Source organism: Streptomyces sp. NPDC006512 (genome assembly GCF_040611935.1).
GTDB lineage: Bacteria > Actinomycetota > Actinomycetes > Streptomycetales > Streptomycetaceae > Streptomyces.
Map to the genome: position 1 here is coordinate 102,586 of NZ_JBEXPG010000011.1, position 23,991 is coordinate 126,576.

At 72.2% G+C, this 23,991-nt stretch carries 17 protein-coding genes and 1 riboswitch; of the genes, 11 read left to right on the forward strand and 6 right to left on the reverse strand.

What is annotated here, in order from left to right; all coding sequences use genetic code 11:
* Positions 1-213: 213 nt before the first annotated feature.
* Positions 214-1,791, forward strand: coding sequence for an RNA polymerase sigma factor (locus ABZZ17_RS10895; protein WP_356874297.1), 1,578 nt, complete (start codon positions 214-216; stop codon positions 1,789-1,791).
* Positions 1,792-1,896: 105 nt separating this feature from the next.
* Positions 1,897-2,751 (forward strand): serine protease, encoded by an 855-nt coding sequence (locus ABZZ17_RS10900; protein ID WP_356874299.1) that lies wholly within the window; start codon positions 1,897-1,899, stop codon positions 2,749-2,751.
* A gap of 217 nt (positions 2,752-2,968) precedes the next feature.
* Here the strand turns inward: ABZZ17_RS10900 and ABZZ17_RS10905 are convergent, their stop codons facing one another.
* Entirely contained in the window at positions 2,969-3,205 is a 237-nt protein-coding gene (locus ABZZ17_RS10905) for a hypothetical protein (protein WP_266573543.1), read from the reverse strand.
* 446 nt (positions 3,206-3,651) lie between these two features.
* On the opposite strand from ABZZ17_RS10905, the gene ABZZ17_RS10910 reads away from it, so the two are divergent.
* The 3 genes from ABZZ17_RS10910 (at position 3,652) to ABZZ17_RS10920 (ending at position 7,999) form a co-directional block, all read left to right on the forward strand.
* Positions 3,652-5,772 (forward strand): DNA topoisomerase IV subunit B, encoded by a 2,121-nt coding sequence (locus tag ABZZ17_RS10910; RefSeq protein ID WP_356874302.1) that lies wholly within the window; start codon positions 3,652-3,654, stop codon positions 5,770-5,772.
* A gap of 152 nt (positions 5,773-5,924) precedes the next feature.
* Positions 5,925-6,410: a DUF485 domain-containing protein gene (locus tag ABZZ17_RS10915; RefSeq protein ID WP_356874304.1), complete on the forward strand. Its 486-nt coding sequence runs from the start codon at positions 5,925-5,927 to the stop codon at positions 6,408-6,410.
* Complete coding sequence (locus tag ABZZ17_RS10920) at positions 6,407-7,999, forward strand: cation acetate symporter (protein ID WP_356874306.1); 1,593 nt, start codon at positions 6,407-6,409, stop codon at positions 7,997-7,999. Before ABZZ17_RS10915 ends, ABZZ17_RS10920 begins: the two co-directional genes overlap by 4 nt.
* A gap of 6 nt (positions 8,000-8,005) precedes the next feature.
* Here ABZZ17_RS10920 and ABZZ17_RS10925 read toward each other — a convergent pair whose 3' ends face one another.
* The 3 genes from ABZZ17_RS10925 to ABZZ17_RS10935 all read right to left on the reverse strand — a co-directional run bounded on the left by ABZZ17_RS10925 (position 8,006) and on the right by ABZZ17_RS10935 (position 11,736).
* Positions 8,006-8,689 (reverse strand): response regulator, encoded by a 684-nt coding sequence (locus ABZZ17_RS10925; protein ID WP_356874408.1) that lies wholly within the window; start codon positions 8,687-8,689, stop codon positions 8,006-8,008.
* A gap of 11 nt (positions 8,690-8,700) precedes the next feature.
* A complete protein-coding gene (locus ABZZ17_RS10930; protein ID WP_356874308.1) occupies positions 8,701-10,317 on the reverse strand; it encodes a sensor histidine kinase in 1,617 nt (538 codons plus the stop codon).
* A 183-nt stretch (positions 10,318-10,500) separates the two neighbouring features.
* Positions 10,501-11,736 carry a citrate synthase gene (locus tag ABZZ17_RS10935; protein ID WP_356874310.1) on the reverse strand — a complete coding sequence of 412 codons (1,236 nt, stop codon included), beginning with the start codon at positions 11,734-11,736 and terminating at the stop codon, positions 10,501-10,503.
* 70 nt (positions 11,737-11,806) lie between these two features.
* Here ABZZ17_RS10935 and ABZZ17_RS10940 point away from each other — a divergent pair, with 70 nt between their 5' ends.
* Positions 11,807-12,958, forward strand: a complete 1,152-nt coding sequence (locus ABZZ17_RS10940) for a citrate synthase/methylcitrate synthase (RefSeq protein ID WP_356874312.1) — start codon at positions 11,807-11,809, stop codon at positions 12,956-12,958.
* Positions 12,959-12,982: 24 nt separating this feature from the next.
* A complete protein-coding gene (locus tag ABZZ17_RS10945) occupies positions 12,983-14,071 on the forward strand; it encodes a GTP-binding protein (RefSeq protein WP_356874314.1) in 1,089 nt (362 codons plus the stop codon).
* A gap of 97 nt (positions 14,072-14,168) precedes the next feature.
* Here the strand turns inward: ABZZ17_RS10945 and ABZZ17_RS10950 are convergent, their stop codons facing one another.
* Both ABZZ17_RS10950 and ABZZ17_RS10955 read right to left on the reverse strand, forming a co-directional pair.
* Positions 14,169-16,283 (reverse strand): restriction endonuclease, encoded by a 2,115-nt coding sequence (locus ABZZ17_RS10950; protein ID WP_356874317.1) that lies wholly within the window; start codon positions 16,281-16,283, stop codon positions 14,169-14,171.
* Positions 16,284-16,389: 106 nt separating this feature from the next.
* Positions 16,390-18,846, reverse strand: a complete 2,457-nt coding sequence (locus tag ABZZ17_RS10955) for a DNA topoisomerase IV subunit A (RefSeq protein ID WP_356874319.1) — start codon at positions 18,844-18,846, stop codon at positions 16,390-16,392.
* Positions 18,847-19,099: 253 nt separating this feature from the next.
* Between ABZZ17_RS10955 and ABZZ17_RS10960 the strand changes: the two genes are divergently transcribed.
* The 4 genes from ABZZ17_RS10960 (at position 19,100) to ABZZ17_RS10975 (ending at position 23,938) form a co-directional block, all read left to right on the forward strand.
* Positions 19,100-20,449 carry a pitrilysin family protein gene (locus ABZZ17_RS10960; protein WP_356874321.1) on the forward strand — a complete coding sequence of 450 codons (1,350 nt, stop codon included), beginning with the start codon at positions 19,100-19,102 and terminating at the stop codon, positions 20,447-20,449.
* Between the two features lie 20 nt (positions 20,450-20,469).
* Positions 20,470-21,837, forward strand: coding sequence for a pitrilysin family protein (locus ABZZ17_RS10965; RefSeq protein WP_356874410.1), 1,368 nt, complete (start codon positions 20,470-20,472; stop codon positions 21,835-21,837).
* A 238-nt stretch (positions 21,838-22,075) separates the two neighbouring features.
* A riboswitch (cyclic di-AMP (ydaO/yuaA leader) is annotated at positions 22,076-22,232 on the forward strand.
* A 12-nt stretch (positions 22,233-22,244) separates the two neighbouring features.
* The gene (locus tag ABZZ17_RS10970; protein WP_356874323.1) at positions 22,245-23,054 is read left to right on the forward strand and encodes a M23 family metallopeptidase; all 810 of its coding nucleotides are present in this window, start codon (positions 22,245-22,247) and stop codon (positions 23,052-23,054) included.
* Positions 23,055-23,272: 218 nt separating this feature from the next.
* A complete protein-coding gene (locus tag ABZZ17_RS10975) occupies positions 23,273-23,938 on the forward strand; it encodes a GntR family transcriptional regulator (protein WP_356874326.1) in 666 nt (221 codons plus the stop codon).
* Positions 23,939-23,991: the final 53 nt, after the last annotated feature.

Consider the following 23,991-nt stretch of genomic DNA (forward strand, 5'->3'; position numbering starts at 1 on the left):
CCCTGGCCACGAAGATTGGGCGTAACGCTCCGCGACGTCACGCGATGACGTAAGAGGTGATGGCCGACGGAGGGAAGACAGCAGCCCTTGGGGTGCTGTGCAGCTCCCGGCCCCTGCCCGCGCCCCCGGCCCATCCCCAGTCGGTGGTCGTCGGCTCCGGTCCAGCACCAGACCGGGGTCGGAAGCCGTTCCCATCGTTCCGAGAGGTTGTTCGTGTCGGCCAGCACATCCCGTACGCTCCCGCCGGAGATCGCCGATTCCGAGTCTGTGATGGCGCTCATCGAGCGGGGCAAGGCCGAGGGGCAGATCGCCGGCGATGACGTGCGTCGGGCCTTCGAGGCTGACCAGATTCCCGCGACCCAGTGGAAGAATGTTCTGCGCAGCCTCAACCAGATCCTCGAGGAAGAGGGTGTGACGCTGATGGTCAGTGCCGCGGAGTCGCCCAAGCGCACCACCCGCAAGAGCGTGCCGGCGAAGAGCCCCGCGAAGCGGACGGCGACCAAGACCGTCGCGGCGAAGACGACGGCCGCCGCCGGGACCGCGGCCGACGACGCCGCTCCGGCCGGGGCCGGGGCGACGGACAACGCCGCCGACGCCCTCGCGGCGGAGCCCGGAACCGAGCCCGCCGTGAAGAAGGCGGCGGCGAAGAAGACGGCGGCCAAGAAGGCCGCACCCGCGAAGAAGACCGCCGCCAAGAAGACGGCGGCGAAGAAGACCGCGGCCAAGAAGGACTCCGACGAGGGCGAAGGGGACACCTCGGAGGAGGGGCCCGACGCCGTGAAGGCCGAGGCCGACGAAGAGGAGGAGGGCGGCGAGAACAAGGGCTTCGTCATCTCCGACGACGAGGACGACGCCCCCGCCCAGCAGGTCGTCGTCGCCGGCGCCACCGCCGACCCGGTCAAGGACTACCTCAAGCAGATCGGCAAGGTCCCCCTCCTCAACGCGGAGCAGGAGGTCGAGCTCGCCAAGCGCATCGAGGCGGGCCTGTTCGCCGAGGACAAGCTCGCGAACTCCGACAAGCTGGCGCCCAAGCTCAAGCGCGAGCTGGAGATCATCGCCGAGGACGGCCGCCGTGCCAAGAACCACCTGCTGGAGGCCAACCTCCGCCTCGTGGTCTCCCTCGCCAAGCGCTACACCGGCCGCGGCATGCTCTTCCTGGACCTGATCCAGGAGGGCAACCTGGGTCTGATCCGCGCGGTCGAGAAGTTCGACTACACCAAGGGCTACAAGTTCTCCACCTACGCCACGTGGTGGATCCGCCAGGCGATCACCCGCGCCATGGCCGACCAGGCCCGCACCATCCGGATCCCGGTGCACATGGTCGAAGTGATCAACAAGCTCGCCCGTGTGCAGCGCCAGATGCTCCAGGACCTGGGTCGCGAGCCCACCCCGGAGGAGCTGGCCAAGGAACTCGACATGACCCCGGAGAAGGTCATCGAGGTCCAGAAGTACGGCCGCGAGCCGATCTCCCTGCACACGCCGCTCGGCGAGGACGGCGACAGCGAGTTCGGTGACCTCATCGAGGACTCCGAGGCGGTCGTACCGGCCGACGCCGTGAGCTTCACGCTCCTGCAGGAGCAGCTCCACTCGGTCCTGGACACGCTCAGCGAGCGCGAGGCCGGCGTGGTCTCGATGCGCTTCGGCCTCACCGACGGCCAGCCGAAGACCCTCGACGAGATCGGCAAGGTCTACGGGGTGACCCGCGAGCGCATCCGGCAGATCGAGTCCAAGACCATGTCGAAGCTGCGCCACCCCTCCCGCTCCCAGGTGCTGCGCGACTACCTGGACTGACCGGACCGGACCGCAGGGGCGTACGCCGGTGGCCGCGCGGGTGCGCACGGCCACCGGGCAACCCACTCTGGGTGGAGTCATACACACTCAGAGTCAGGAGGCCTCATGCGTCGTCCCTTTGCCCGCGCCCTGGCGGGCGCGCTGACGCTGGTGGCGGGAGCGGCCGCCGCACCGCTCACCCAGGCGCCCCGGGCGGTCGCGGACAGCGTGGTCATAGGTGGGAAGCCCGTGACCTCGGGCGACAACCCCTGGGTGGTGGCCCTCGCCAGCCGTGACCGGTTCGGGGGTACCCGCGACGGACAGTTCTGCGGGGGCGTCGTCGTCGCACCGACCACGGTGGTGACGGCGGCCCACTGCCTCGGGAGCCAGGTGCTGGGCGGTCCCGTCGAATCGGTCGCCGACTTCCGGGTCATCACGGGGCGTACGGAGCTGCGCACCGCCGACGGCCGGGAGGTCGCGGTGAGCGCGGCCCGGGTGAACCCGGACTACGACGCGGCGAGCAACGCCGGGGACCTCGCCGTACTGGAGCTGGCCGAGGCCCTTCCCGCCGACCACGTGCTCCCCATGGCCGGGGCGGGTGACCCCGCCTACGCCGCCGGTACCGAGGCGACCGTCTACGGCTGGGGGGACACGAGCGGCTTCGGTGACTACGCGTACGGGCTCCGGGCGGCCACGGTCACGGTGCTGGACGACGAGACCTGCCGACGGGCGTACCCCGGGGACCGGGACGGACAGTACCGGGCCGACTCCATGGTGTGCGCGGGCGCTTCCGGCGGGGGCAAGGACGCCTGTCAGGGAGACAGCGGCGGGCCGCTGGTGGCCCAGGGGCGGCTCATCGGGCTGGTGTCCTGGGGGCGCGGCTGCGGTCGCGCGGACAGCCCGGGCGTCTACACCCGGATCGCCCCTCTGGCCGCGTTCGTGAGCGGCCCCGAGAGCGGCGCGCGGCGGCGCGGGGTGTAAGGACACCCCGGGAGGGGCGGGAGGGCCCTCAGGCACCCCTCACGGCCTTACGCGGGGTGACGTGGGCCGAGCGGCGCGCCCGGAGGGCGGGAGGAAGTGTCTGGGCATGAGGAAGTGTCCGGGCATGAGGACGGGCGGCATCCCTGGGTCTCAGAGATGCCGCCCGTCGACCGGCCTGGCCGGTCCTTGCTCGTCGGATGCGAGGTGCAGGCCTGTGTCAGCGGTCCTCGGTATCGGCGGCAGCGGCCGCCGGAGCGGACGTGAGCCGCTCGGTCTCATCCTGTATTTCCGCGGCGATCTTCTTGAGTTCCGGCTCGAACTTACGCCCGTGGTGGGCGCAGAAGAGCAGTTCACCACCGCTCAGGAGGACGACGCGCAGATATGCCTGGGCGCCGCAGCGGTCGCATCGGTCAGCGGCCGTCAGCGGGGTCGCGGGTGTCAGAACAGTAGTCACGTCGCCTCTTCTCTAGCTCGACGAGCTGTCGTACCAGGGTCAACATCCAACCAGGCCGAAAACGTTCCCGCTCGCGGCTTTTCCTCGAAACTTCCTTCCGAAGCTGGCCGGCTGTTGCCGGTTGGCGGCGAAGGAGCCGTATTGCGTTGCTTTACGGTTTCGCGTTGTCAGTCGTTCGCTTGTAGCAGTTCCGTCCTCGCCGGCGTGAGTGCCGGTTGTGCATGAGGACGTGCCCGAACCCTAAATGGTTCATGCGCGGAAGGGAACGTGATGTTTGCTTCACCCTCCCGGGGGATCGAACAGCCGTGCGGATCTGGACTAGGCTGAGGAACCCACGAGGGTGGCGTTGCATCGGCTCTACCAGGCCTCGGTACCCTCTGACCGGCACCCGAGCCACCCCTGCGCCCGACCGGGCCAGAAAAGAAATTCAGCGAGGAGCGAACTGCGTGACCGCCGACACGTCCGTGCCTTCCAGCGCGCTGCTGTCCGGAGCAGACCGGGACGGTTCCAACTACACCGCGCGGCACCTGCTCGTCCTCGAAGGCCTCGAGGCCGTTCGCAAGCGCCCCGGGATGTATATCGGCTCCACCGACAGTCGAGGCCTGATGCACTGCCTCTGGGAGATCATCGACAATTCCGTCGATGAGGCCCTGGGCGGGTACTGCGACCACATCGAGGTGATCCTCCACGAGGACGGCTCGGTCGAGGTCCGGGACAACGGCCGCGGCATCCCCGTCGACGTGGAGCCCAAGACCGGCCTCTCCGGGGTCGAGGTCGTCATGACCAAGCTGCACGCCGGAGGCAAGTTCGGCGGTGGCTCGTACGCGGCCTCCGGCGGCCTGCACGGCGTCGGCGCCTCCGTCGTCAACGCCCTGTCGGCCCGCCTCGACGTCGAGGTCGACCGGGGCAGCTCGACGCACGCGATCAGCTTCCGCCGCGGCGTCCCGGGCATGTTCACCGAGCAGGGCCCCGACAGCCCCTTCGACCCCGCCAACGGCCTGCGCAAGGCCAAGCGGATCGCCAAGGGCAAGACCGGGACCCGGGTCCGCTACTGGGCCGACCGCCAGATCTTCCTCAAGGACGCCCGGCTCAACCTGGAGACGCTCTACCAGCGCGCCCGCCAGACCGCCTTCCTCGTGCCCGGCCTGACCCTCGTCGTCCGCGACGAGCGCGCCATCGACGGCGCCGGCAAGACGGAGGAGACCTTCCGCTTCGACGGGGGGATCAGCGAGTTCTGCGAGTACCTGTCCCAGGACAAGGGCGTGTGCGACGTCCTGCGCCTGACCGGCACGGGCACCTTCAAGGAAACCGTCCCGGTCCTGGACGACCGCGGCCACATGACCCCCACCGAGGTCACTCGTGAGCTGGGCGTGGACATCGCGCTGCGCTGGGGCACGGGGTACGAGACCAACGTCAAGTCCTTCGTCAACATCATCGCCACCCCCAAGGGCGGCACCCACGTGTCCGGCTTCGAGCGCTCGGTCGCCAAGACCGTGAACGAGGTCCTGCGCTCGGCGAAGCTGCTGCGCGTAGCCGAGGACGACGTGGTCAAGGACGACGCGATGGAGGGCATGACGGCCGTCGTCACCGTCCGCCTCGCCGAGCCGCAGTTCGAGGGCCAGACCAAGGAGGTGCTCGGCACCTCGGCGGCCACCCGGATCGTCGCCGCCGTCGTCGCCAAGGAGCTCAAGGCCTTCCTGACCTCGACCAAGCGCGACGACAAGCAGCAGGCCCGCGCCGTGATGGAGAAGATCGTCGCGGCCGCCCGGACCCGGATCGCGGCCCGCCAGCACAAGGAGGCGCAGCGCCGCAAGACCGCGCTGGAGTCCTCCTCGCTGCCGGCCAAGCTGGCCGACTGCCGCAGCGACGACGTGGACCGCAGCGAGCTCTTCATCGTCGAGGGGGACTCGGCCCTCGGCACGGCCAAGCTCGCCCGGAACTCCGAGTTCCAGGCGCTGCTGCCGATCCGCGGCAAGATCCTCAACGTCCAGAAGTCGTCGGTCTCGGACATGCTCAAGAACACCGAGTGCGGGGCGATCATCCAGGTCATAGGAGCCGGGTCGGGCCGCACCTTCGACCTGGACGCGGCCCGCTACGGCAAGATCGTCCTGCTCGTCGACGCCGATGTGGACGGCGCGCACATCCGCTGCCTGCTGCTCACGCTCTTCCAGCGGTACATGCGGCCGATGGTCGAGGCGGGCCGGGTCTTCGCCGCCGTGCCGCCCCTGCACCGGATCGAGCTCGTCCAGCCGAAGAAGGGCCAGGACAAGTACGTCTACACGTATTCGGACAACGAGCTGCGCCAGACCCTCCTGGAGTACCAGCGCAAGAACATCCGGTACAAGGACGCCATCCAGCGCTACAAGGGCCTCGGTGAGATGGACGCCGACCAGCTCGCGGAGACCACCATGGATCCCCGGTTCCGCACGCTGCGCCGGATCAACATCGGCGACCTCGACTCGGCCGAGCAGGTCTTCGACCTGCTCATGGGCAACGAGGTCGCCCCGCGCAAGGAGTTCATCACCAGCTCGGCGGCGACCCTGGACCGCTCGCGCATCGACGCCTGACACGCGGACACCCTCCGGCTCCACGGCACACCGGTGCTCTTCACTCCATCACCTGAAGGAGTGAAGAGCACCGGGACACCAGTCCGGAAACCGTTCATTCCGCACATCCTTGTGGGCACGCGGCCAATGCGGCAGCGGACAAGGAGAGTTCGGTGGACAAGCACGATGGTCGCGATGCCGGAACGATCCGGCTGGACGACCCCTGGTACGACGCGCTGGCCGTGGGCTGGGGCGAGGTTGAGGAAACGGTCCCGCCGCGCCAGGCCCCGACGGGCGGTCCCGCGCCCGGTGCATCCGACATCTACCTGGAAGTGCAGCGCAGCGCCGCCTTCCAGGAGGTCCGCAGCCGCTACCGAAGGTTCGTCGTCCCCGCGACCGCCGCCTTCTTCCTCTGGTACGTCGCCTACGTGATCGCGGCCACGGCGGCGCCCGGGCTGATGGCCCGGCCCGTGGCGGGCGCCGTCAACGTGGCCCTGCTGGCGGGGCTCGGCCAGTTCCTCAGCACCTTCCTGCTGACCTGGGCCTACGCCCGGCACGCGCGGCTGCGGCGGGACCGGGCCGCGCTCGACCTGCGCTGGACGGTGTTCGAGCAGGAGCGCGACCAGGAGCGGATCCGGGCCCGGGGGGAGGGCCGGTGACCACCGAACACCAGACGCTGGCGCTGATCCTGTTCAGCGCGTTCATCGCCGTCACCCTCGGCATCACCACCTGGGTCAGCCGCAACCGGCACGGCTCGGCCGAGGAGTTCTACGCCGGAGGGCGGCTGTTCTCCCCACTGGAGAACGGTTTCGCCATCGCCGGCGACTACATGTCCGCCGCGTCCTTCCTGGGGATCTCCGGGCTGATCGCCCTCTTCGGCTACGACGGCCTGCTGTACTCGGTCGGCTTCCTCGTCGCCTGGCTGGTGGTCCTCTTCCTGGTCGCCGAACTGGTCCGCAACTGCGGGCGCTTCACGCTCGCCGACGTGGTCGCGGCCAGGATGGCCGAGCGGCCCGTGCGGATCGCCGCCGGGACCTCCTCGGTCGTGGTCTCGGTGCTCTACCTGGTCGCCCAGATGGTCGGCGCGGGCAGCCTCGTGGGCCTGCTGCTCGCGGACTCCGGCCCCGGGGCCAGGACCCTGACCGTGGTCGGGGTCGGCGCGCTGATGGTGGTCTACGTGACCTTCGGCGGCATGAGGGCCACCACCTGGATCCAGATCGTGAAGGCCGTGCTGCTGATGGGCGGGGCGGTGACCCTGACCGTCCTCGTGCTGCTGCGCTTCCACGGGAACTTCGACCAGCTGCTCACGACCGCCGCCGACCGCAGCGGGCACGGCAGCCGCTTCCTGGCCCCCGGGCTCAAGTACGGGGGCGACTGGACCTCCCGCTTCGACTTCATGAGCCTGGGCCTCGCCCTGGTCCTGGGGACGGCGGGGCTGCCGCACATCCTGTCGCGCTTCTACACCGTCCCCACCGCGCGGGCGGCCCGCCGGTCGGTGGTGTGGGCGATCGGCCTGATCGGCGGCTTCTACCTGATGACCATCGTGCTCGGCTTCGGTGCGGCCGCGCTGGTGGGGCCGGACGAGGTGCGGGCCTCGAACGCCTCGGGGAACACGGCCGTCCCGCTGCTGGCCGCCTTCCTCGGCGGGGGCGCCGGGTCCACCGGGGGCGCGGTGCTGTTCGCCTTCGTGGCGGCCATCGCCTTCGCCACCATCCTCGCCGTGGTCGCCGGGATCACCCTGGCCTCGTCGGCTTCCGTCGCGCACGACCTCTACGCCTCCCTCAAGCGCCGGCACGCCCGGCAGCGCAGCGAGGTGACGGTGGCGCGGCTGGCGGCCGTGGGGATCGGTGCGGTGGCGATCGGCCTCGGGCTCCTCGCCCAGGACCTGAACGTGGCGTTCCTGGTGGGGCTGGCCTTCGCGGTGGCCGCCTCGGCGAACCTGCCCGTGCTGCTGTACTCGCTCTTCTGGCGCGGGTTCACCACGCGGGGGGCCGTCTGGTCGGTGTACGGGGGGCTGGTCCCGGCGGTCCTGCTGGTGGCGCTGTCGCCGGTGGTCTCCGGGAGTCCCGAATCCCTCTTCCCCGGCGTCGACTTCCAGTACTTCCCGCTGCAGAATCCGGGGCTCGTCTCGATTCCGCTGGGCTTCCTGGCGGGCTGGCTGGGCACGGTCACCTCCGGTGAGGAGCCGGACGAGCGCAAGCACGCCCAGACCGAGGTCCGCTCGCTGACGGGTGCCGGGGCGGTATGAGCCCGCTCAGGCCCCGCCGGGCGGCAGCCAGGCGTAGCGGTGCTCCGGGCGGCCGGTCTCGCCGTAGCGCAGGGCGAGGGTGACGCGGCCGGCGCGGTCCAGCAGCTTCAGGTAGCGCTGGGCGGTCTGCCGGCTGATGCCCGCGCGGTCGGCGACCTGCTGCGTCGAGAGGGGGCCCTCGGCGGCGCGCAGGACCTGGCGGACCAGTTCCGCGGTGGTGGGGGAGTGGCCCTTGGGCAGTTCGTTCGGGGTGCCGGCCGCAGCGAGCGCGCCGAAGATCCGGTCGACCTCGGCCTGTTCGGCCTCGCCGCCGGCGGCGAGGGAGCGGTGGAGGGTGGCGTAGGCCTCGAGCTTGCCGCGCAGGCCGGCGAAGGTGAAGGGCTTGACCAGGTACTGGAGGGCGCCGAGGCGCATGGCCGCCTGCACGGTGGCCAGGTCGCGGGCGGCCGTGACCATGATCACGTCGGTGTGGTGGCCGAGCTGGCGCAGACGGCGGACCAGGTCGAGGCCGTTCCCGTCGGGGAGGTAGTGGTCCAGGAGGACCAGGTCCACCCGGTGGGCGGCGAGGAACTCCAGTGCCTCGGACGCCGAATGGACCTGGCCGGCGACCCGGAACCCGGGAACCTTCGCCACGTACGCCGCGTTGATCAGGGCAACACGCACGTCGTCGTCGACGACCAATACGTGCATCGGGGTCTCGTTCACCGCAGGGCCTCCGGGAGTACGACGGAGAACTCCGCCCCTCCGTCCGCTGCTTCCCCGGCCCGGGCGCTGCCGCCCTGCCGTTCCGCGAGGCGGCGTACGAGGGCGAGGCCCAGACCGCGCTCGCGGTGGGCCCTGGGCTGCTTGGTGGACCAGCCCTCCGTGAAGATCTCCTCGCGGCGTCCGGCGGGGATGCCGGGGCCGCTGTCGCGCACCCGCAGGACGGCGGTGCGGCCTTCCGCGCGGATGTCGACCTCGATCAGGGGCGCGGGCGAGCCCGCCGCCGCGTCCAGGGCGTTGTCGACCAGGTTGCCGAGGATGGTCACGAGGCCGCCCGGGTCCACCAGCCGGTCGGGGAGCAGGGCCGTCGGGGCGAGCCGAAGAGGGACGCCGCGCTCGGCCGCCACGGTGGCCTTGCCCACCAGCAGGGCCGCCAGCAGGGGGTCCTGGACCCGTTCGGTGACCTGCTCGGCCGTGGTGCGGTGCACCCCCACGACCTCGGTGACGAACTCGACGGCTTCCTCGTGCAGGCCCAGTTCGAGCAGGCCGAGGAGGGTGTGCAGGCGGTTGGCGTGCTCGTGGTCCTGCGCGCGCAGGGCGTCGATCAGTCCCTTGGTGGAGTCCAGCTCGCGGCCGAGGTGCTCCAGTTCGGTGCGGTCGCGCAGGGTGGCGACGGCGCCGCCGTCCGCGGTGGGCATCCGGTTGGCCACCAGGACCCGGGGACCCTGGACGGCGAGGAGGTCGCGCCCGGTGACGCGGCCGGAGAGGACGTCGGTGGTGCGGCCGGAGCCGAGGACCTCGTCCAGGGGGAGGCCGGCGAGGGTGTGCGCGGTGTCCGGGGTGAGTCCGAGCAGCCGGGCGGCCTCGTCGTTGACCAGCCGGATCCGGCCGTTCCCGTCGAGGGCGATGACGCCTTCCCGGATGGAGTGCAGCATCGCCTCGCGTTCCGCGAGGAGCCCGGCGATGTCGGAGAAGGCCAGGTCCCGGGTCTGCCGCTGGATCCTGCGGGACAGCAGGTAGGCGGCGAGCGCCCCGGCGGCCAGGGCGCCGCCGGCGTAGGCGAGCAGGCCGGGGATGGCTCCGAGGAGCCGGTCCCGGACGTTGTCGTAGGCGATGCCCACCGACACGGCTCCGACGATCTCCCCGTCGGCGGCGACGAGCGGGACCTTGCCCCGGGCGGAGCGCCCCAAAGTGCCCTCGTCGATCTCCATGACCTCGCGGCCGGCCAGGGCGTCGCTGGGGTCGGTGGAGACGGGAAGCCCGATCCGGTCGGTGCTCGGATGGGAGCGCCGGATGCCGTCCAGGTCGAGGACGACCACGTACTCGGCTCCGGTCGCCCGGCGGATCCGCTCGGCCGCGGACTGCACGGCGGAGTCCGCCGTGGGGCCGGACCTCAGGAGGTCGGCGGCCAGGGACGGGTCGGCCGCCGCGCTCTGGGCGATGGCCAGGGCGCGGCGCATCGCCTGGTCGTCCAGCTGGGCGCTGAGCGGTGCCAGGAACAGCCCGGTGGCCAGCGCCAGGACCCCGGCGGCGATGGCCAGCTGGGTCAGCAGGATCTGGGAGACGGCCCGTCTGGGCAGCCCGAGGCGCCGAGCGCTGGTGGGGAGGAACCGCATGACTAGCACCGTAGGTCGGCTTCGGCCTGAGCGGAATTCCCTCGTCTACGCAAAAGGCCTGCGTCCGCCTGGCGCTGGGCATCCGCCGGGCTCCGGTGGCTGCCCGTACCGGCGCAGGACACGGCGGTCTGGCTGCGGATCTGACGCCGCCGCCGGACCGCCCCCGGCCGGAGGGCTCGCCCGTCACGGCACCGGCTGTGGTGGGCGGGGGCCCTGGTACTGCCCGCTCGGCCGCATCCGCAGCGGCCGTTCCTGGTACTCCTCCAGGGCGTGCGCGATCCAGCCCGCCGTCCGGGCCACCGCGAACACCGTCTCCCCGGCTTCCGCCCGCATCCCGCAGGACACGGTGAACACCGCCAGCGCGAGGTCCACGTTGGGGTGCAGCCCGTGCCGGGCCATCACCGCCGCCACGTCCCGCGCCGCGTCCAGCGCCGGACCCGCCTGGGCCAGGCCGTCCAGCCGCCCGAACAGCGCCCGGGCCCGCGGGTCCTCGCCCCGGTACAGCCGGTGGCCGAGCCCGGGCACCCGCCGCCCCGCGCGCAGGTACTCCGCCACCACCGGCGCCGCCCCACCCCGCTCCAGCACCTCCACCAGCATCCGGTGGGCAAGCCGCCCGGCGGCGCCGTGCAGCGGCCCCTCCAGCGCGCCGAGCCCCGCCGAGACCGCCGCGTAGGGATGGGCCCGCGCCGACGCCGCCACCCGTACGGCCAGGGTGGAGGCCGCCAGGTCGTGGTCGGCCAGCAGGGCCAGGGCGAGGTCCAGCACCTCCAGGGCCCGCGGCTCCGGATCCGCCTCGGTCAGCCGGGACCACAGTTCCCGGGCGACCGTGGCGCCGTCCCCGGGGGCCGGGCCCAGCCCGGGCAGGGCGCCGGCCAGCGTCGGGACCAGGCAGCGCGCGGAGCCCAGTACGGCCTCCTCGGACAGGTCGAAGCGCAGCGGGTCCGTCACCGCGGCGGCCGCCACGGCCACCCGCAGCCGGTCGACCGGCCCGCTGTGCTCGGGGAGCGCGGCCACCGACCGGCGGGCCGCCGCGAGCGCCTCGGGCGGAGCGGTGAAGCGGGCCCCGCGCGGCAGGCCGCCGGTCCAGAGCCACTCGGCGACCTCCTCGTACGGGTGCCGGGACGCCAGCTCGACGGCGTCCACGCCCCGGAAGTAGTACCGGTCGGCCTCGATGAGCGTGAGCGAGGTGCGTACGGAGAGTTCCCCGGCGGGAGCCGCCGCCTCGCGCCGGCTGCGCCGGGCCAGCGCCTCCACCTCGCCCGCGTCGAAGGTGCTGCCGCGGCCGACGGGGTCGCGGCGGCTGCTGAGCTGGCCCCGGCTGACGTACGCGTACACGGTCGCCGGTTTCACCCCGAGGGTGAGCGCGGCCTCCTGGGTGGTGAGCCGGCGTGTGCCGTCGGCGGCTGGCTGTTCGGTCATGATGCACAGCCTACATATGTTGATTCGATCAATATTGACAAGGAATGATTCAAGCATGGATGGTCGATCCATGAACACCACCGTCGCAGTACCCCGTGGCCTCGCCGGAGTCGTGGTCACCGAAACCCGGCTCGGTGACGTCCGCGGCCTGGAGGGCTTCTACCACTACCGCCAGTACTCGGCCGTCGAGCTCGCCGCGAGCCGCACCTTCGAGGACGTGTGGCACCTGATGTTCCACGGCGCACTGCCCGCGGACGCCGCCGAACGGGCCGCCTTCACCGCACGGATCGCCCCGCTGCGGCACCTGCCCGCCGAGGTCCGCGAGGCCCTGCCCGCGCTCGCCCGCGCCACCGCCGCCTCCGGACCGCTCGCCGGACTGCGCACCGCGCTCTCGCTCCTCGGAGCCTCCGCCGGATTCCGTCCCGTCTTCGACCTCGACGGGGAACGCCGCACCACCGACGCCCTCGCCGCCTCCGCCGCGGTGCCCACCCTGCTCACCGCGCTCCACCGGCTCGGCCAGGGCCTGCAACCCGTGGACCCGCGCGACGACCTCCCCTACGCCGCCAACTACCTCTGGATGCTGACCGGGCGGGAACCCGACCCCGTGCGGACCCGCGCTGTCGAGCGGTACCTGATCTCCACCGTCGACCACGGCTTCAACGCCTCCACCTTCACCGCCCGCGTGATCGCCTCCACCGGAGCCGACGTCGCCGCCTGCCTCACCGGCGCGATCGGAGCCCTTTCCGGCCCGCTGCACGGCGGCGCCCCCAGCCGGGCCCTGGACACCCTCGATGCCATCGGCACCGTCGACCGCATCGGGCCGTGGATCCGCGAACGGGTCCTCGCCGGGGACCGCATCATGGGCTTCGGACACCCCGTCTACCGCACCGAGGACCCGCGCTCACGGATGCTCCGCGAGATCGCCGGGCAGTTCGGCGGACCGCTCGTGGAGTTCGCCGTCGAGGTCGAACGGCAGGTGGAGGAGATCCTCGCCGAGCTCAAGCCGGGCCGCGAACTGCACACCAACGTGGAGTTCTACGCGGGAGTCGTCATGGAGCTGTGCGGGCTGCCGCGCGAGATGTTCACCCCGACCTTCTGCGCCGCGCGCGTGGTCGGCTGGAGCGCGAACGTCCTCGAACAGGCCGCCGACTCGAAGATCATCCGCCCGGCCGCCCGCTACACCGGCCCGACCCCTCCGCAGCCCGTGCCGCTCCTGGACTGACGCGGCCTCGTTACCATCGGCCGGGTGAACAGCAGGCAGCCCGAGCGGAGCGTCCCCGTCGTCGTCCTCGCCGGATTCCTCGGATCCGGCAAGACCACCGTGCTCAACCACCTCCTCGGCAACCGGGGAGGAACCCGGATCGGGGTCGTCGTCAACGACTTCGGGTCGATCGAGATCGACGCGATGTCGGTGGCCGGCCAGGTCGGCGACTCGATGGTCTCCATCGGCGGCGGCTGCCTGTGCTGCGCCGTCGACGGCAGCGAACTGGACGCGTACCTGGAGAAGCTCACCGCCCCCGCCCACCGGATCGACGTGATCGTCATCGAGGCCAGCGGACTCGCCGAGCCGCAGGAGATGATCCGGATGCTGATGGCCAACGAGAACCCGGCCGTCCGCTACGGCGGCATGGCGCACGTCGTGGACGCGGCGGAGTTCGACGCGACCCGCGCCCGGCACCCCGAGACGGACCGCCACCTCGCCGTCGCCGACCTGGTCGTCCTCAACAAGACCGACCGGGTCGACGCCGCCGAAAGGGCCCGGATCGAGACGGCGCTCGGCGCGCTCTGCGCGCCGGGTACCCCCGTCATCGGCGCCGACCACGGACGCATCGACCCGGAACTCCTCTTCGACCGCCGCCCCTGGACCGAGACCCGCGGCCAGCTCTCCTTCGAGGACCTGCTGGCCGAGGCCGACGACGGCGGTCACGACCACCGCGCGCACGCGCACGCGGCCTACGAGAGCGTCGAGTTCACCTCCGACCAGGGCCTCTCCCCGCGCCGCCTCATCGACTTCCTCGACCGCCGCCCGGCCGGCCTCTACCGGATCAAGGGCTTCGTCCGGTTCGGCGTCCCCGGCCACGAGGAGCGCTACGAGGTCCACGCGGTCGGCCGCTTCCTGAGGTTCGTCCCCGGCCCCTGGGCGCGGGGCGAACCGCGCCGGACCCGGCTCGTCCTGATCGGCTCCGGCATCGACGGACCGGGCCTGCTGCGCGAGCTGGAGGCGTGCCGCGAGGAAGCCCCGCAGGACGCCCGCCCGGAGAGCATGTGGGGGGTGCTGCGGTACGTACCGCGCGGCGGACCGGAGGAGCCGGAGGGCGGTCCGGCGGACGGCTGAGCGGCACCGGCCGTGCGGTCCGACCGACCGCCTGCCCGCCCGACCGCCCGCCCGACCGCGCGGACCGGAGCTCTCGGCCGGCGCGGCCGGGGGTTGCTCAGGCCACCTCGACGCCGTATTCGCGCAGCAGGTCCTCCAGGCCGCCCCGGTAGCCCTTGCCGCCGATCACGAACTTCCAGTCGCCGTTCGGGCGGCGCCGGAAGGAACCCAGGACCAGGGCGGTTTCGCCCGCCCGGCCGTCGGAGACCTCCAGCCGGTCGATCTCCTCGCCGGCCGCGCCGAGCAGCCGGATCCGCGCGTCGGTGAACCCCGCCAGGTCGGCGTCCGGATTGACCTCCGGATCGATCGCGGCGACCAGCACCAGCCGGTCGGCCCGCTGGGGGAGGTCGTCGAAGCCGACCTCGACGGCGGCCTTGTCGGGGGCCGAGTGCGGGCGGGAGCGGACCGAACCGTCCGGGGTCCGCGGGTTGTTGAAGAACACGAAATGGTCCTCGCTGAGCACCCGGCCGCCCTCGCAGACCAGCGCGCACACGTCCAGCGCGACGGAGCCCGACCAGGACATGCCCAGCACGTTGCGGTCCGGCGCGACCGCCTCGGGCTCGGGAGCGCGCGGGGCCGGAACACCCGGGGAGGCCACGGCTACGGACGGGGAGGCGCCGTCGCCCAGCCGTCCCCGCAGCCCGTACCGGTGCAGGAGGCCGACCAGCTCCACCCCGGGAACCAACTCCAACGGCTTGCCGTTGGCAAAGGTGTACGAACCCGGCCCGAAGGACGAGGTGGTGACCAGCACCCCCTTGTTCGCCCCCGCGTCCTGCACCGTGCCGTACAGGTCCCGCACCGCCGTCGGCGGGACCGTGTTGCGGTACCGCTTGACCTGGACGACGATCCGCCCGCCCCGGATCGGCGCCGGGTCCAGCGCCTCGACGTCCACGCCGCCGTCTCCCGACCGCTGCGTGGTCACCGCCTCCATGCCCATGGCCCGGAACAGTTCCGCGACCAGGTTCTCGAAGGCGATCGGGTCCATCGCGAAGAGGTCGGGCTCCCCTTCGCCCCCCTCCCCGTGCCCGCCGTGCCGGACCACGCCCCCGCCGACCTCGCCCGGCCCGCGGCCCGCCCGTACGGCCGTCAGCTGGTCGGGCCGCGCCGACAACTGCCCGCGCAGACCGTCGACCAGGCAGTCCACCGCGCTCACCTGCTCCAGGCGCAGCCCGGAGAAGGCCGTACGCGGGGCCATCACCGTGGCCAGTACGATCTGCGCCTCCCGGCCCGTCACCGGATCGTGGTCGTCCACGAACCCGTTAACCACCACCGAGTCCAGCGCGCCGAACTCGTCCGCCGCGTACAGCTCGCGCAGCACCAGCAGGACGCACTGCGCCAGCAGGTCCCGGTAGATCGCCCGGCGCTGCGTGGCCGGGCGGGCCGTCTCCTTGTCCTGGTCGGTACTCGGCACGTACCGGACGGACTTCGCCTCCGGCACCACCTCGAAGCGCGGCAGTTCCCAGTCCAGCACCAGCTGCCGCGCCGCGGGATCGTAGGCCGCCGATACCTGGCGGGGCAGGTCCTCGGGCCAGGCGGTGGAGGCGTAGAGGGCCGCGGAGAAGTACTCGACGGCGGCCTCGGCGTCGCCCGCGCGCAGCGCCCCGGCCAGTTCGGTGAGCCCGCTGTTGTGGCGGCGCACCTCGGCGAGCTGCCCGGCCGCCCACCGGTCGTACTGCTCCCGGTACGCCGCCAGCTGCCGCAGGCGCTCCTGGTCCGCGGCGTGCGCGGCCTGCCAGGCCTGCGTGTACCGGTCGTGCGCCTCACGCTCGGCCTGCGCGCGGCGGCCCGGGCCGAGGTTCCAGCCGCCGCTCTGCTGCTGGAACTGCTGGAGGTGCGGCATGGGCACGGGCTGGGCCAGCGTGCCGGGGTTGAACGGCTCCAGCCGCTCGGAGCGGACCAGGGCGGACATCCGGAAGGCCGGCGCCCGGCAGCCCGCCGCGAGCATGCCCTGGAGGGCCGCCACCTCGGCGTCGATCCGCTCGGTGCGGCGCCGGGCCTCGGCCTCGCGGTGCTGTTTGTAGGCGGCCTGCTGCTCCCGCTGGCCCCGGGCCACGTCCCGTTCGTAGGCCCGCTGACGGCGTTCCGCCTCGCGCTGCTGGATCAGCTGCGTCCGTTGCTGCTGCCGCTGGGCCTCGGCCCAGACCCCGATCAACCCGCTGGACCGACGACTCATCAGCTGTGTTCTCCCCCCACCCGCGTGTACGGGGAAAACACTAGTCGGGGCGCGGGGTGCGGGGTGCGCCAACCGCATCGCCCGCGAACCCCGCGCCCCTCGCGTGCTACAACACGCCCCCCGCCAGGGCCTCGACGACGGCGGGCAGCGCCGCCCCCGAGCCGTCGCGGCGCGGGTCCACGGGCGGCAGCGCGGCCGGAGTGCCGTTGGCCGCGGCGGCCCGGACCGGGACGCCGCCCGCCCAGGCCAGTACGAGGACGTCCTCGCCCTTCAGGAACCGCTGGCAGCGCACGCCGCCGGTGGCCCGGCCCTTGCGCGGGTACTGGTCGAAGGGGGTGAGCTTGCCGGAGCGCACCGAGTCGTCCAGCGTGCCGTGCGATCCGGCCACGGTGAAGACCATGGCGTCCCGGCCCGGGTCCACCGCCGAGAAGTGGATCACCTTGGCGTTCTCGGAGAGCTTGATGCCCGCCATGCCGCCCGCGGGCCGGCCCTGGGGGCGCACCTGGCCCGCCGGGTAGCGCAGCAGCTGGGCGTCGTCGGTGATGAAGACCAGGTCCTCCTCGCCCGTGCGCAGCTCGACCGCCCCGACGATCCGGTCGCCCTCCTTGAGGGTGATGACCTCCAGCTCGTCCTTGTTCGCCGGGTAGTCCGGCACCACCCGCTTGACCACGCCCTGTTCGGTGCCCAGGGCCAGGCCCTGGGAGGACTCGTCGAGCGTGAGCAGGCAGATCACGCTCTCGTCGGCCTCCAGCCCGGAGAGGAACTCCGCGACGGGGGCGCCGCCGGCCAGGTTCGGCGCGGCGTGGGTGTCCGGCAGCTGCGGCAGGTCGATCACCGAGAGGCGCAGCAGCCGACCGTACGAGGTCACCACGCCCACGTCGGCCCGCGCGGTCGCCGCGACCTGGGAGACGATCAGGTCGTGCTTCGCGCGGGAGCCGCCCTCCTCCTCGGGGAGCGGGTCGCCGTTCGCCGTACGGGCCAGCAGGCCGGTGGAGGACAGCAGCACCCGGCACGGGTCGTCCGCGACCTCCAGCGGGACCGCCGCGACGGCCGCGGCCCCCGACTCCAGCAGCACCGTCCGGCGCTCGGTGCCGAACTTCTTCGCCACCGCGGCCAGTTCGGAGGAGACGAGCTTGCGCAGCTCGCCGTCGGAGTCCAGGATGCCGGTCAGTTCGTCGATCTCGCCGGTCAGCCGGTCGCGCTCGGACTCCAGCTCGATCCGGTCGAAGCGGGTCAGCCGGCGCAGCGGGGTGTCGAGGATGTACTGCGTCTGGATCTCGCTGAGCGAGAAGTGCTCGATCAGCCGCTCCTTGGCCTGCGCGGAGTTGTCGCTCTCGCGGATCAGCCGGATGACCTCGTCGATGTCGATCAGGGCCACCAGCAGACCCTCGACCAGGTGGAGCCGGTCGCGCCGCTTGCCGCGGCGGAACTCGCTGCGCCTGCGGACGACCTCGAAGCGGTGGTCGAGGTAGACCTCCAGCAGCTCCTTGAGGCCCAGCGTCAGCGGCTGTCCGTCGACCAGGGCGACGTTGTTGATGCCGAAGGACTCCTCCATCGGCGTCAGCTTGTAGAGCTGCTCCAGCACGGCCTCCGGGTGGAAGCCGTTCTTGATCTCGATGACCAGGCGCAGGCCGTGCGAGCGGTCGGTGAGGTCCTTGACGTCGGCGATGCCCTGGAGCTTCTTCGAACCGACGAGGTCCTTGATCTTCGCGATGACCTTCTCGGGGCCCACCGTGAAGGGCAGTTCGGTGACGACCAGGCCCTTGCGGCGCGGAGTGACGTCCTCCACGGCCACCGTCGCGCGGATCTTGAAGGTGCCCCGACCGTTCTCGTAGGCGTCCTTGATGCCGGAGAGCCCGACGATCCGGCCGCCCGTGGGCAGGTCGGGACCCGGCACGAAGCGCATCAGCGCTTCCAGGTCCGCCTCCGGGTAGCGGATCAGGTGGCGGGCGGCCGCGATGACCTCGCCCAGGTTGTGCGGGGCCATGTTGGTGGCCATGCCGACGGCGATTCCCGAGGCGCCGTTGACCAGCAGGTTCGGGTAGGCCGCGGGCAGGGCGACCGGTTCGCGTTCCTGGCCGTCGTAGTTGGCGGTGAAGTCGACGGTGTCCTCGTCGATCGACTCCGTCATCAGCGACGTGGCGTCGGCCATGCGGCACTCGGTGTAACGCATGGCGGCCGGCGGGTCGTCGTTGCCCAGGGAACCGAAGTTGCCGTGGCCGTCGACCAGCGGCAGCCGCATCGAGAAGGGCTGGGCCATGCGCACGAGCGCGTCGTAGATCGACGCGTCGCCGTGCGGGTGGAGCTTGCCCATGACCTCGCCCACGACGCGGGCGCACTTCACGTAGCCGCGGTCGGGGCGCAGGCCCATCTCGTTCATCTGGTAGACGATGCGCCGGTGCACCGGCTTCATGCCGTCCCGGGCGTCCGGCAGGGCACGGGAGTAGATCACCGAGTACGCGTACTCGAGGAAGGAGCCCTGCATTTCGTCGACGACGTCGATGTCGAGGATCTTCTCCTCGAAATCCTCCGGCGGCGGGGTCTTCGTGCTGCGGCGGGCCATCGCTGCGCGGCTCCTTAACCAAGAATCGGGTGTACGGGATGTACAGGACGTACGGGTACCGGCCGGGCGGTCCGGCAGGGGCGACGCGGACCATTGTGGCCCGAGGCGCCGACAATGCCGACTCCGACCCCGGGGGTCCCCCGGACGGAGTCCGCAGGCGGCAACCGGGAACTTCTCCGGTGGCCGACGCGCTTGCATACAGTGGCAGGTCTGACAGAAATCTCTGCATCGCGATCGAAGGGACCACATGCCCATGGGTCACACGGCCACAGCTCAGGCCGGCTCCGGCGGCCTGACAGCGACCGAGCACCGGCTGGCCAACGGCCTGCGCGTGGTGCTGTCCGAGGACCACCTCACCCCGGTCGCCGCCGTCTGCCTCTGGTACGACGTCGGCTCGCGCCACGAAGTCAAGGGGCGGACCGGCCTGGCTCACCTTTTCGAGCACCTGATGTTCCAGGGTTCGGCGAGCGTACCGGGCAACGGGCACTTCGAGCTCGTCCAGGGCGCCGGCGGCTCCCTCAACGGGACCACCAGCTTCGAGCGCACCAATTACTTCGAGACCATGCCGGCCCACCAGCTGGAACTCGCCCTGTGGCTGGAGGCGGACCGGATGGGCTCGCTGCTGGCCGCCCTGGACGACGAGTCCATGGAGAACCAGCGCGACGTCGTCAAGAACGAGCGCCGCCAGCGCTACGACAACGTCCCCTACGGGACCGCGTTCGAGAAGCTGACCGCCCTCGCGTACCCCGAGGGCCACCCGTACCACCACACCCCGATCGGCTCGATGGCCGACCTGGACGCCGCGTCCCTGGAGGACGCGCGCAACTTCTTCCGTACCTATTACGCACCGAACAACGCCGTCCTGTCGGTCGTCGGCGACATCGACCCCGAGCGGACGCTCGCCTGGGTCGAGAAGTACTTCGGCAGCATCCCCTCGCACGACGGCAAGCAGCCGCCGCGCGACGGCTCCCTGCCCGAGGTGATGGGCGGCCAGCTCCGCGAGGAGATCGTCGAGGAGGTCCCGGCGCGCGCGCTGATGGCCGCCTACCGTCTTCCGCACGACGGCAGCCGCGAGTGCGACGCCGCCGACGTGGCGCTGACCATCCTGGGCGGCGGCGAGTCCTCCCGCCTCCACAACCGCCTGGTACGCCGCGACCAGAGCGCCGTGGCGGCCGGATTCGGCATGCTGCGCCTCGCCGGCGCGCCCTCGCTGGGCTGGCTGGACGTGAAGACCTCCAGCGGCGTCGAGGTGCCCGCCATCGAGGCGGCCGTGGACGAGGAGCTCGCGCGGTTCGCCGCCGAGGGCCCCACCGCCGAGGAGATGGAGCGCGCCCAGGCGCAGCTGGAGCGCGAGTGGCTGGACCGGCTGAGCACGGTGGCCGGCCGCGCCGACGAACTGTGCCGCTTCGCGGTGCTGTTCGGCGACCCGCAGCTGGCGCTGACCGCAGTCCAGCGCGTCCTCGACGTCACCGCCGAGGAGGTGCAGGCCGTGGCCGCGGCCAGACTGCGCCCCGACAACCGGGCGGTCCTGGTCTACGAGCCGCTGCCCGGGTCCGACGCCGACGCCGACGAGAGCAACGAGAACGAAGGGGCGGAGCAGTGAGCGACACCGCAGCCGTCACGATGACCTTCCACCCGCAGCCGCAGCCCGGCGAGGCCAAGCCGTGGGCCTTCCCGGCCCCCGAGCGCGGCGCGCTGCCCAACGGCCTGACCGTGCTGCGCTGCCACCGTCCGGGCCAGCAGGTGGTGGCGGTCGAGGTCAACCTCGTGGCCCCGCTGGACGCCGAGCCCGAGGGCCTCGACGGGGTGGCCACCATCATGGCCCGCGCCCTGTCGGAGGGCACCGACAAGCACTCCGCCGAGGAGTTCGCCGCCGAGCTGGAGCGCTGCGGCGCCACGCTCGACGCGCACGCCGACCACCCCGGTCTGCGGGTCTCCCTGGAGGTCCCGGCCTCCCGCCTGCACAAGGCGCTGGGCCTGCTCGCCGAGGCGCTGCGCGCTCCCGCCTTCGCCGACAGCGAGGTGGACCGCCTGGTGCGCAACCGGCTCGACGAGATCCCGCACGAGCTGGCCAACCCGCAGCGCCGCGCGGCCAAGGAACTCTCCAAGGAGCTCTTCCCGGCCACCCTGCGCATGTCCCGGCCGCGCCAGGGCACCGAGGAGACGGTGGCCCGCATCGACTCCGGGGCCGTACGCGCCTTCTACGAGGCCCACGTGCGCCCGGCCACCGCCACCGCGGTGGTCGTCGGCGACCTGACCGGCATCGACCTGGACGCCGTCCTCGCCGACACCCTGGGCGGCTGGACCGGCGACACCGCCGAGCCCCGCCCGGTGCCGGCGGTGACCGCCGACGACACCGGCCGCGTGGTCATCGTCGACCGGCCCGGCGCGGTCCAGACGCAGCTGCTCATCGGCCGGACCGGCCCGGACCGCCACGACATCGTCTGGGCCCCGCAGGTGCTCGGCACGTACTGCCTCGGCGGCACCCTCACCTCCCGCCTGGACAAGGTGCTGCGCGAGGAGAAGGGCTACACCTACGGCGTCCGCGCCTTCGGGCAGGTGCTGCGCTCCACCGCCGACGGCAAGGGCGCCTCGATGCTCGCCATCAGCGGCTCGGTGGACACCCCGAACACCGGCCCGGCGCTGGAGGACCTCTGGAAGGTGCTGCGCACCCTCGCGGAGGGCGGCCTGACCGACGCCGAGCGGGACGTGGCGGTGCAGAACCTGGTGGGCGTGGCCCCGCTGAAGTTCGAGACGGCGTCCTCCGTGGCGGGCACGCTGGCCGACCAGGTCGAGCAGGAACTGCCGGACGACTACCAGGCCCGGCTGTACGCGCGGCTGGCCGAAACCGGTACGGCGGAGGCGACTTCGGCCGTCGTGCGCGCCTTCCCGGTGGACCGTCTCGTCACGATCCTGGTGGGCGACGCGGCGCAGATCGCGGAGCCCGTGCGGGCGCTGGGGATCGGCGCAGTGAGCGTCGTCACCAACTGACCGGTGCGTGACCGGGGATCGAGCGGCGGGCGACCGCCGCTCGACCGGTAACTGACCGATTCTCAAGGGGCTCTGATGGAATATCCATCAGAGCCCCTTTTGTCCGTTTAGTGGTGTGGTTGCTCGTATGCGGTGTGGCGTACGCAACAATTGGGCTCGTCTGTTTGGCGATCCACTGATGATCCGCCTAGCGTCGGCCCTGCTGTTCGTCAGTTGTGCCCGCCGCATCCGCGGCACCGGACAGTGATCGCCGAGTCCCCGTCAGGCGCGAGCCTGGGGAGCCGGGGACCCACAGTCCCTGGGGTGAATCGGACCGCCTCGCAAGAGGAGGCCCGTAGGAGACCTTCCTGCTCCGAACCCGTCAGCTAACCCGGTAGGCGAGAGGGAAGGAAAGGATCACCCCCTTCATGGCGTTTGGCAGTCGTCCCACCGGCTCCGGCAAGCACCGCGGCTCCAGCCGTCTGAGCCGCAAGACCGCCGGCTACGCCGGCATAGCCGCCCTCGCCACCACGGGCGTGGTCGGCGCCCTGGCGGCCCCCGCCTTCGCCGCTGACAACTCGGGCCCCTCCATGGAGGACACCGGCCAGAACCCGGTCGTCGTCGCGGACGACCTCCAGGGCGACATCGAGGCCCAGGCCGCGTCCCAGATGCGTGACGCCGAGGCCGTCGCCGCCCAGGCGCAGGCCGCCGCCGACGCCAAGCAGCGCGCCGCGGAGGCCAAGCGCACCGCCGAGGCCGCCGAGGCCAAGGCGAAGTCCGAGCGTGAGGCCGCCGAGCGCGCCGCCCGCGAGGAGGCCCGCAAGCGCCTCAACACCTACGTCGCTCCCGTCGACGGCTCCTACGTCAGCACCTCGTACGGTGCGGGCGGCGCCATGTGGTCCTCCGGCAGCCACACGGGCATCGACTTCCACGCCTCCCTCGGCACCACGATCCGCGCGGTCGGCGCCGGCACGGTCGTCGAGGCCGGCAACGGCGGCGCGTACGGCAACAACGTCGTCATCCGCCACAACGACGGCACCTACACCCAGTACGGGCACATGTCCGCGCTGAGCGTCTCCGCCGGCCAGCAGGTGACCGCGGGCCAGCAGATCGGCCTCGCCGGCTCCACCGGCAACTCCAGCGGCGTGCACCTGCACTTCGAGGCCCGCACCGGCGCCCAGTACGGCTCGGACATCGACCCGGTCGCGTACCTGCGCAGCCACGGCGTGCGCCTCTGATCCACGCGGACCCGCGCGGCCCCGCACCCCGCTCCACGAAGAAGACCCCGGCTCACCGAGCCGGGGTCTTCTTCGCGTTCCGCGGCGCGTCCCGCGTGGCGTGAATTGTTTCGGATTTCCAGCCGTCCTCGGAAATTATCGTGTGTTGCAATAGAGTCGCAGCACGGTCACGATTCCGGCGACGGCGCCGGCAGCCGAAATCACGCGGAGGTCCGGTCTTGCGTATTCCTGCGCACGCGGTATGCACAGCGATCCGCGACGATATCGTCTCCGGGTTCTTCGGGCCGGGCGGCCGGCTCACCGAGGAGGTGCTCGCCCGCCGCTACGGGGTCTCGCGCGTCCCGGTCCGCGAGGCGCTGCGCACCCTGGAGTCCGAGGGGTTCGTCACCACGCGCCGCCATGCGGGCGCCTGCGTCGCGGAGCCGACCGAACAGGAGGCCGCCGACCTCCTGGAGCTGCGGATGCTGCTGGAGCCCCTGGCGGCCTCCAGGGCCGCCCGCCGCCGTACGGAGGCCCACCTGAAGGTGCTGCGCGGACTGGTCCGGCTGGGCCAGGAGAGGGCCCGCAGGGGCCAGGGGGAGGATCTGCGGGACCTGGGGGCCTGGTTCCACGAGACGCTCGCCCAGGCCTCCGGCAGCCCGGGACTGGTCTCCCTGCTGACCCAGACCCGGCGCAAGATCGCCTGGATGTACGCGGTGGAGGCCCCCGTGCGCCCCGTGGAGTCCTGGGCGGAGCACGGCGGGATCGTGGACGCCGTCGCGCGCGGGGACGCCGAGCGGGCCAGGGCCCTGACGGCGCAGCACGCGGCGCGCGCGGCCGAGGCGCACCGGCCGCGGGTGAGGACTCTGCAACCTGCCGTAAACATGTCGAGCGGCCGGCATTAACAAGAGCCGTATACAAAGGTGGCCGGATATTCGCGCGGCGCCGGGCGGTTCAC

Excerpts from the sequence above, each read along its gene's own strand:
- ABZZ17_RS10955 (WP_356874319.1), bottom strand. The coding sequence starts at position 18,846 with ATGGCCCGCCGCAGCACGAAGACCCCGCCGCCGGAGGATTTCGAGGAG.
- ABZZ17_RS10935 (WP_356874310.1), bottom strand. The coding sequence starts at position 11,736 with ATGACCGAACAGCCAGCCGCCGACGGCACACGCCGGCTCACCACCCAG.
- ABZZ17_RS10925 (WP_356874408.1), bottom strand. The coding sequence starts at position 8,689 with ATGCACGTATTGGTCGTCGACGACGACGTGCGTGTTGCCCTGATCAAC.
- ABZZ17_RS10970 (WP_356874323.1), top strand. The coding sequence starts at position 22,245 with ATGGCGTTTGGCAGTCGTCCCACCGGCTCCGGCAAGCACCGCGGCTCC.
- ABZZ17_RS10900 (WP_356874299.1), top strand. The coding sequence starts at position 1,897 with ATGCGTCGTCCCTTTGCCCGCGCCCTGGCGGGCGCGCTGACGCTGGTG.
- ABZZ17_RS10950 (WP_356874317.1), bottom strand. The coding sequence starts at position 16,283 with ATGAGTCGTCGGTCCAGCGGGTTGATCGGGGTCTGGGCCGAGGCCCAG.
- ABZZ17_RS10930 (WP_356874308.1), bottom strand. The coding sequence starts at position 10,317 with ATGCGGTTCCTCCCCACCAGCGCTCGGCGCCTCGGGCTGCCCAGACGG.
- ABZZ17_RS10965 (WP_356874410.1), top strand. The coding sequence starts at position 20,470 with ATGACCTTCCACCCGCAGCCGCAGCCCGGCGAGGCCAAGCCGTGGGCC.
- ABZZ17_RS10940 (WP_356874312.1), top strand. The coding sequence starts at position 11,807 with ATGAACACCACCGTCGCAGTACCCCGTGGCCTCGCCGGAGTCGTGGTC.
- ABZZ17_RS10960 (WP_356874321.1), top strand. The coding sequence starts at position 19,100 with ATGGGTCACACGGCCACAGCTCAGGCCGGCTCCGGCGGCCTGACAGCG.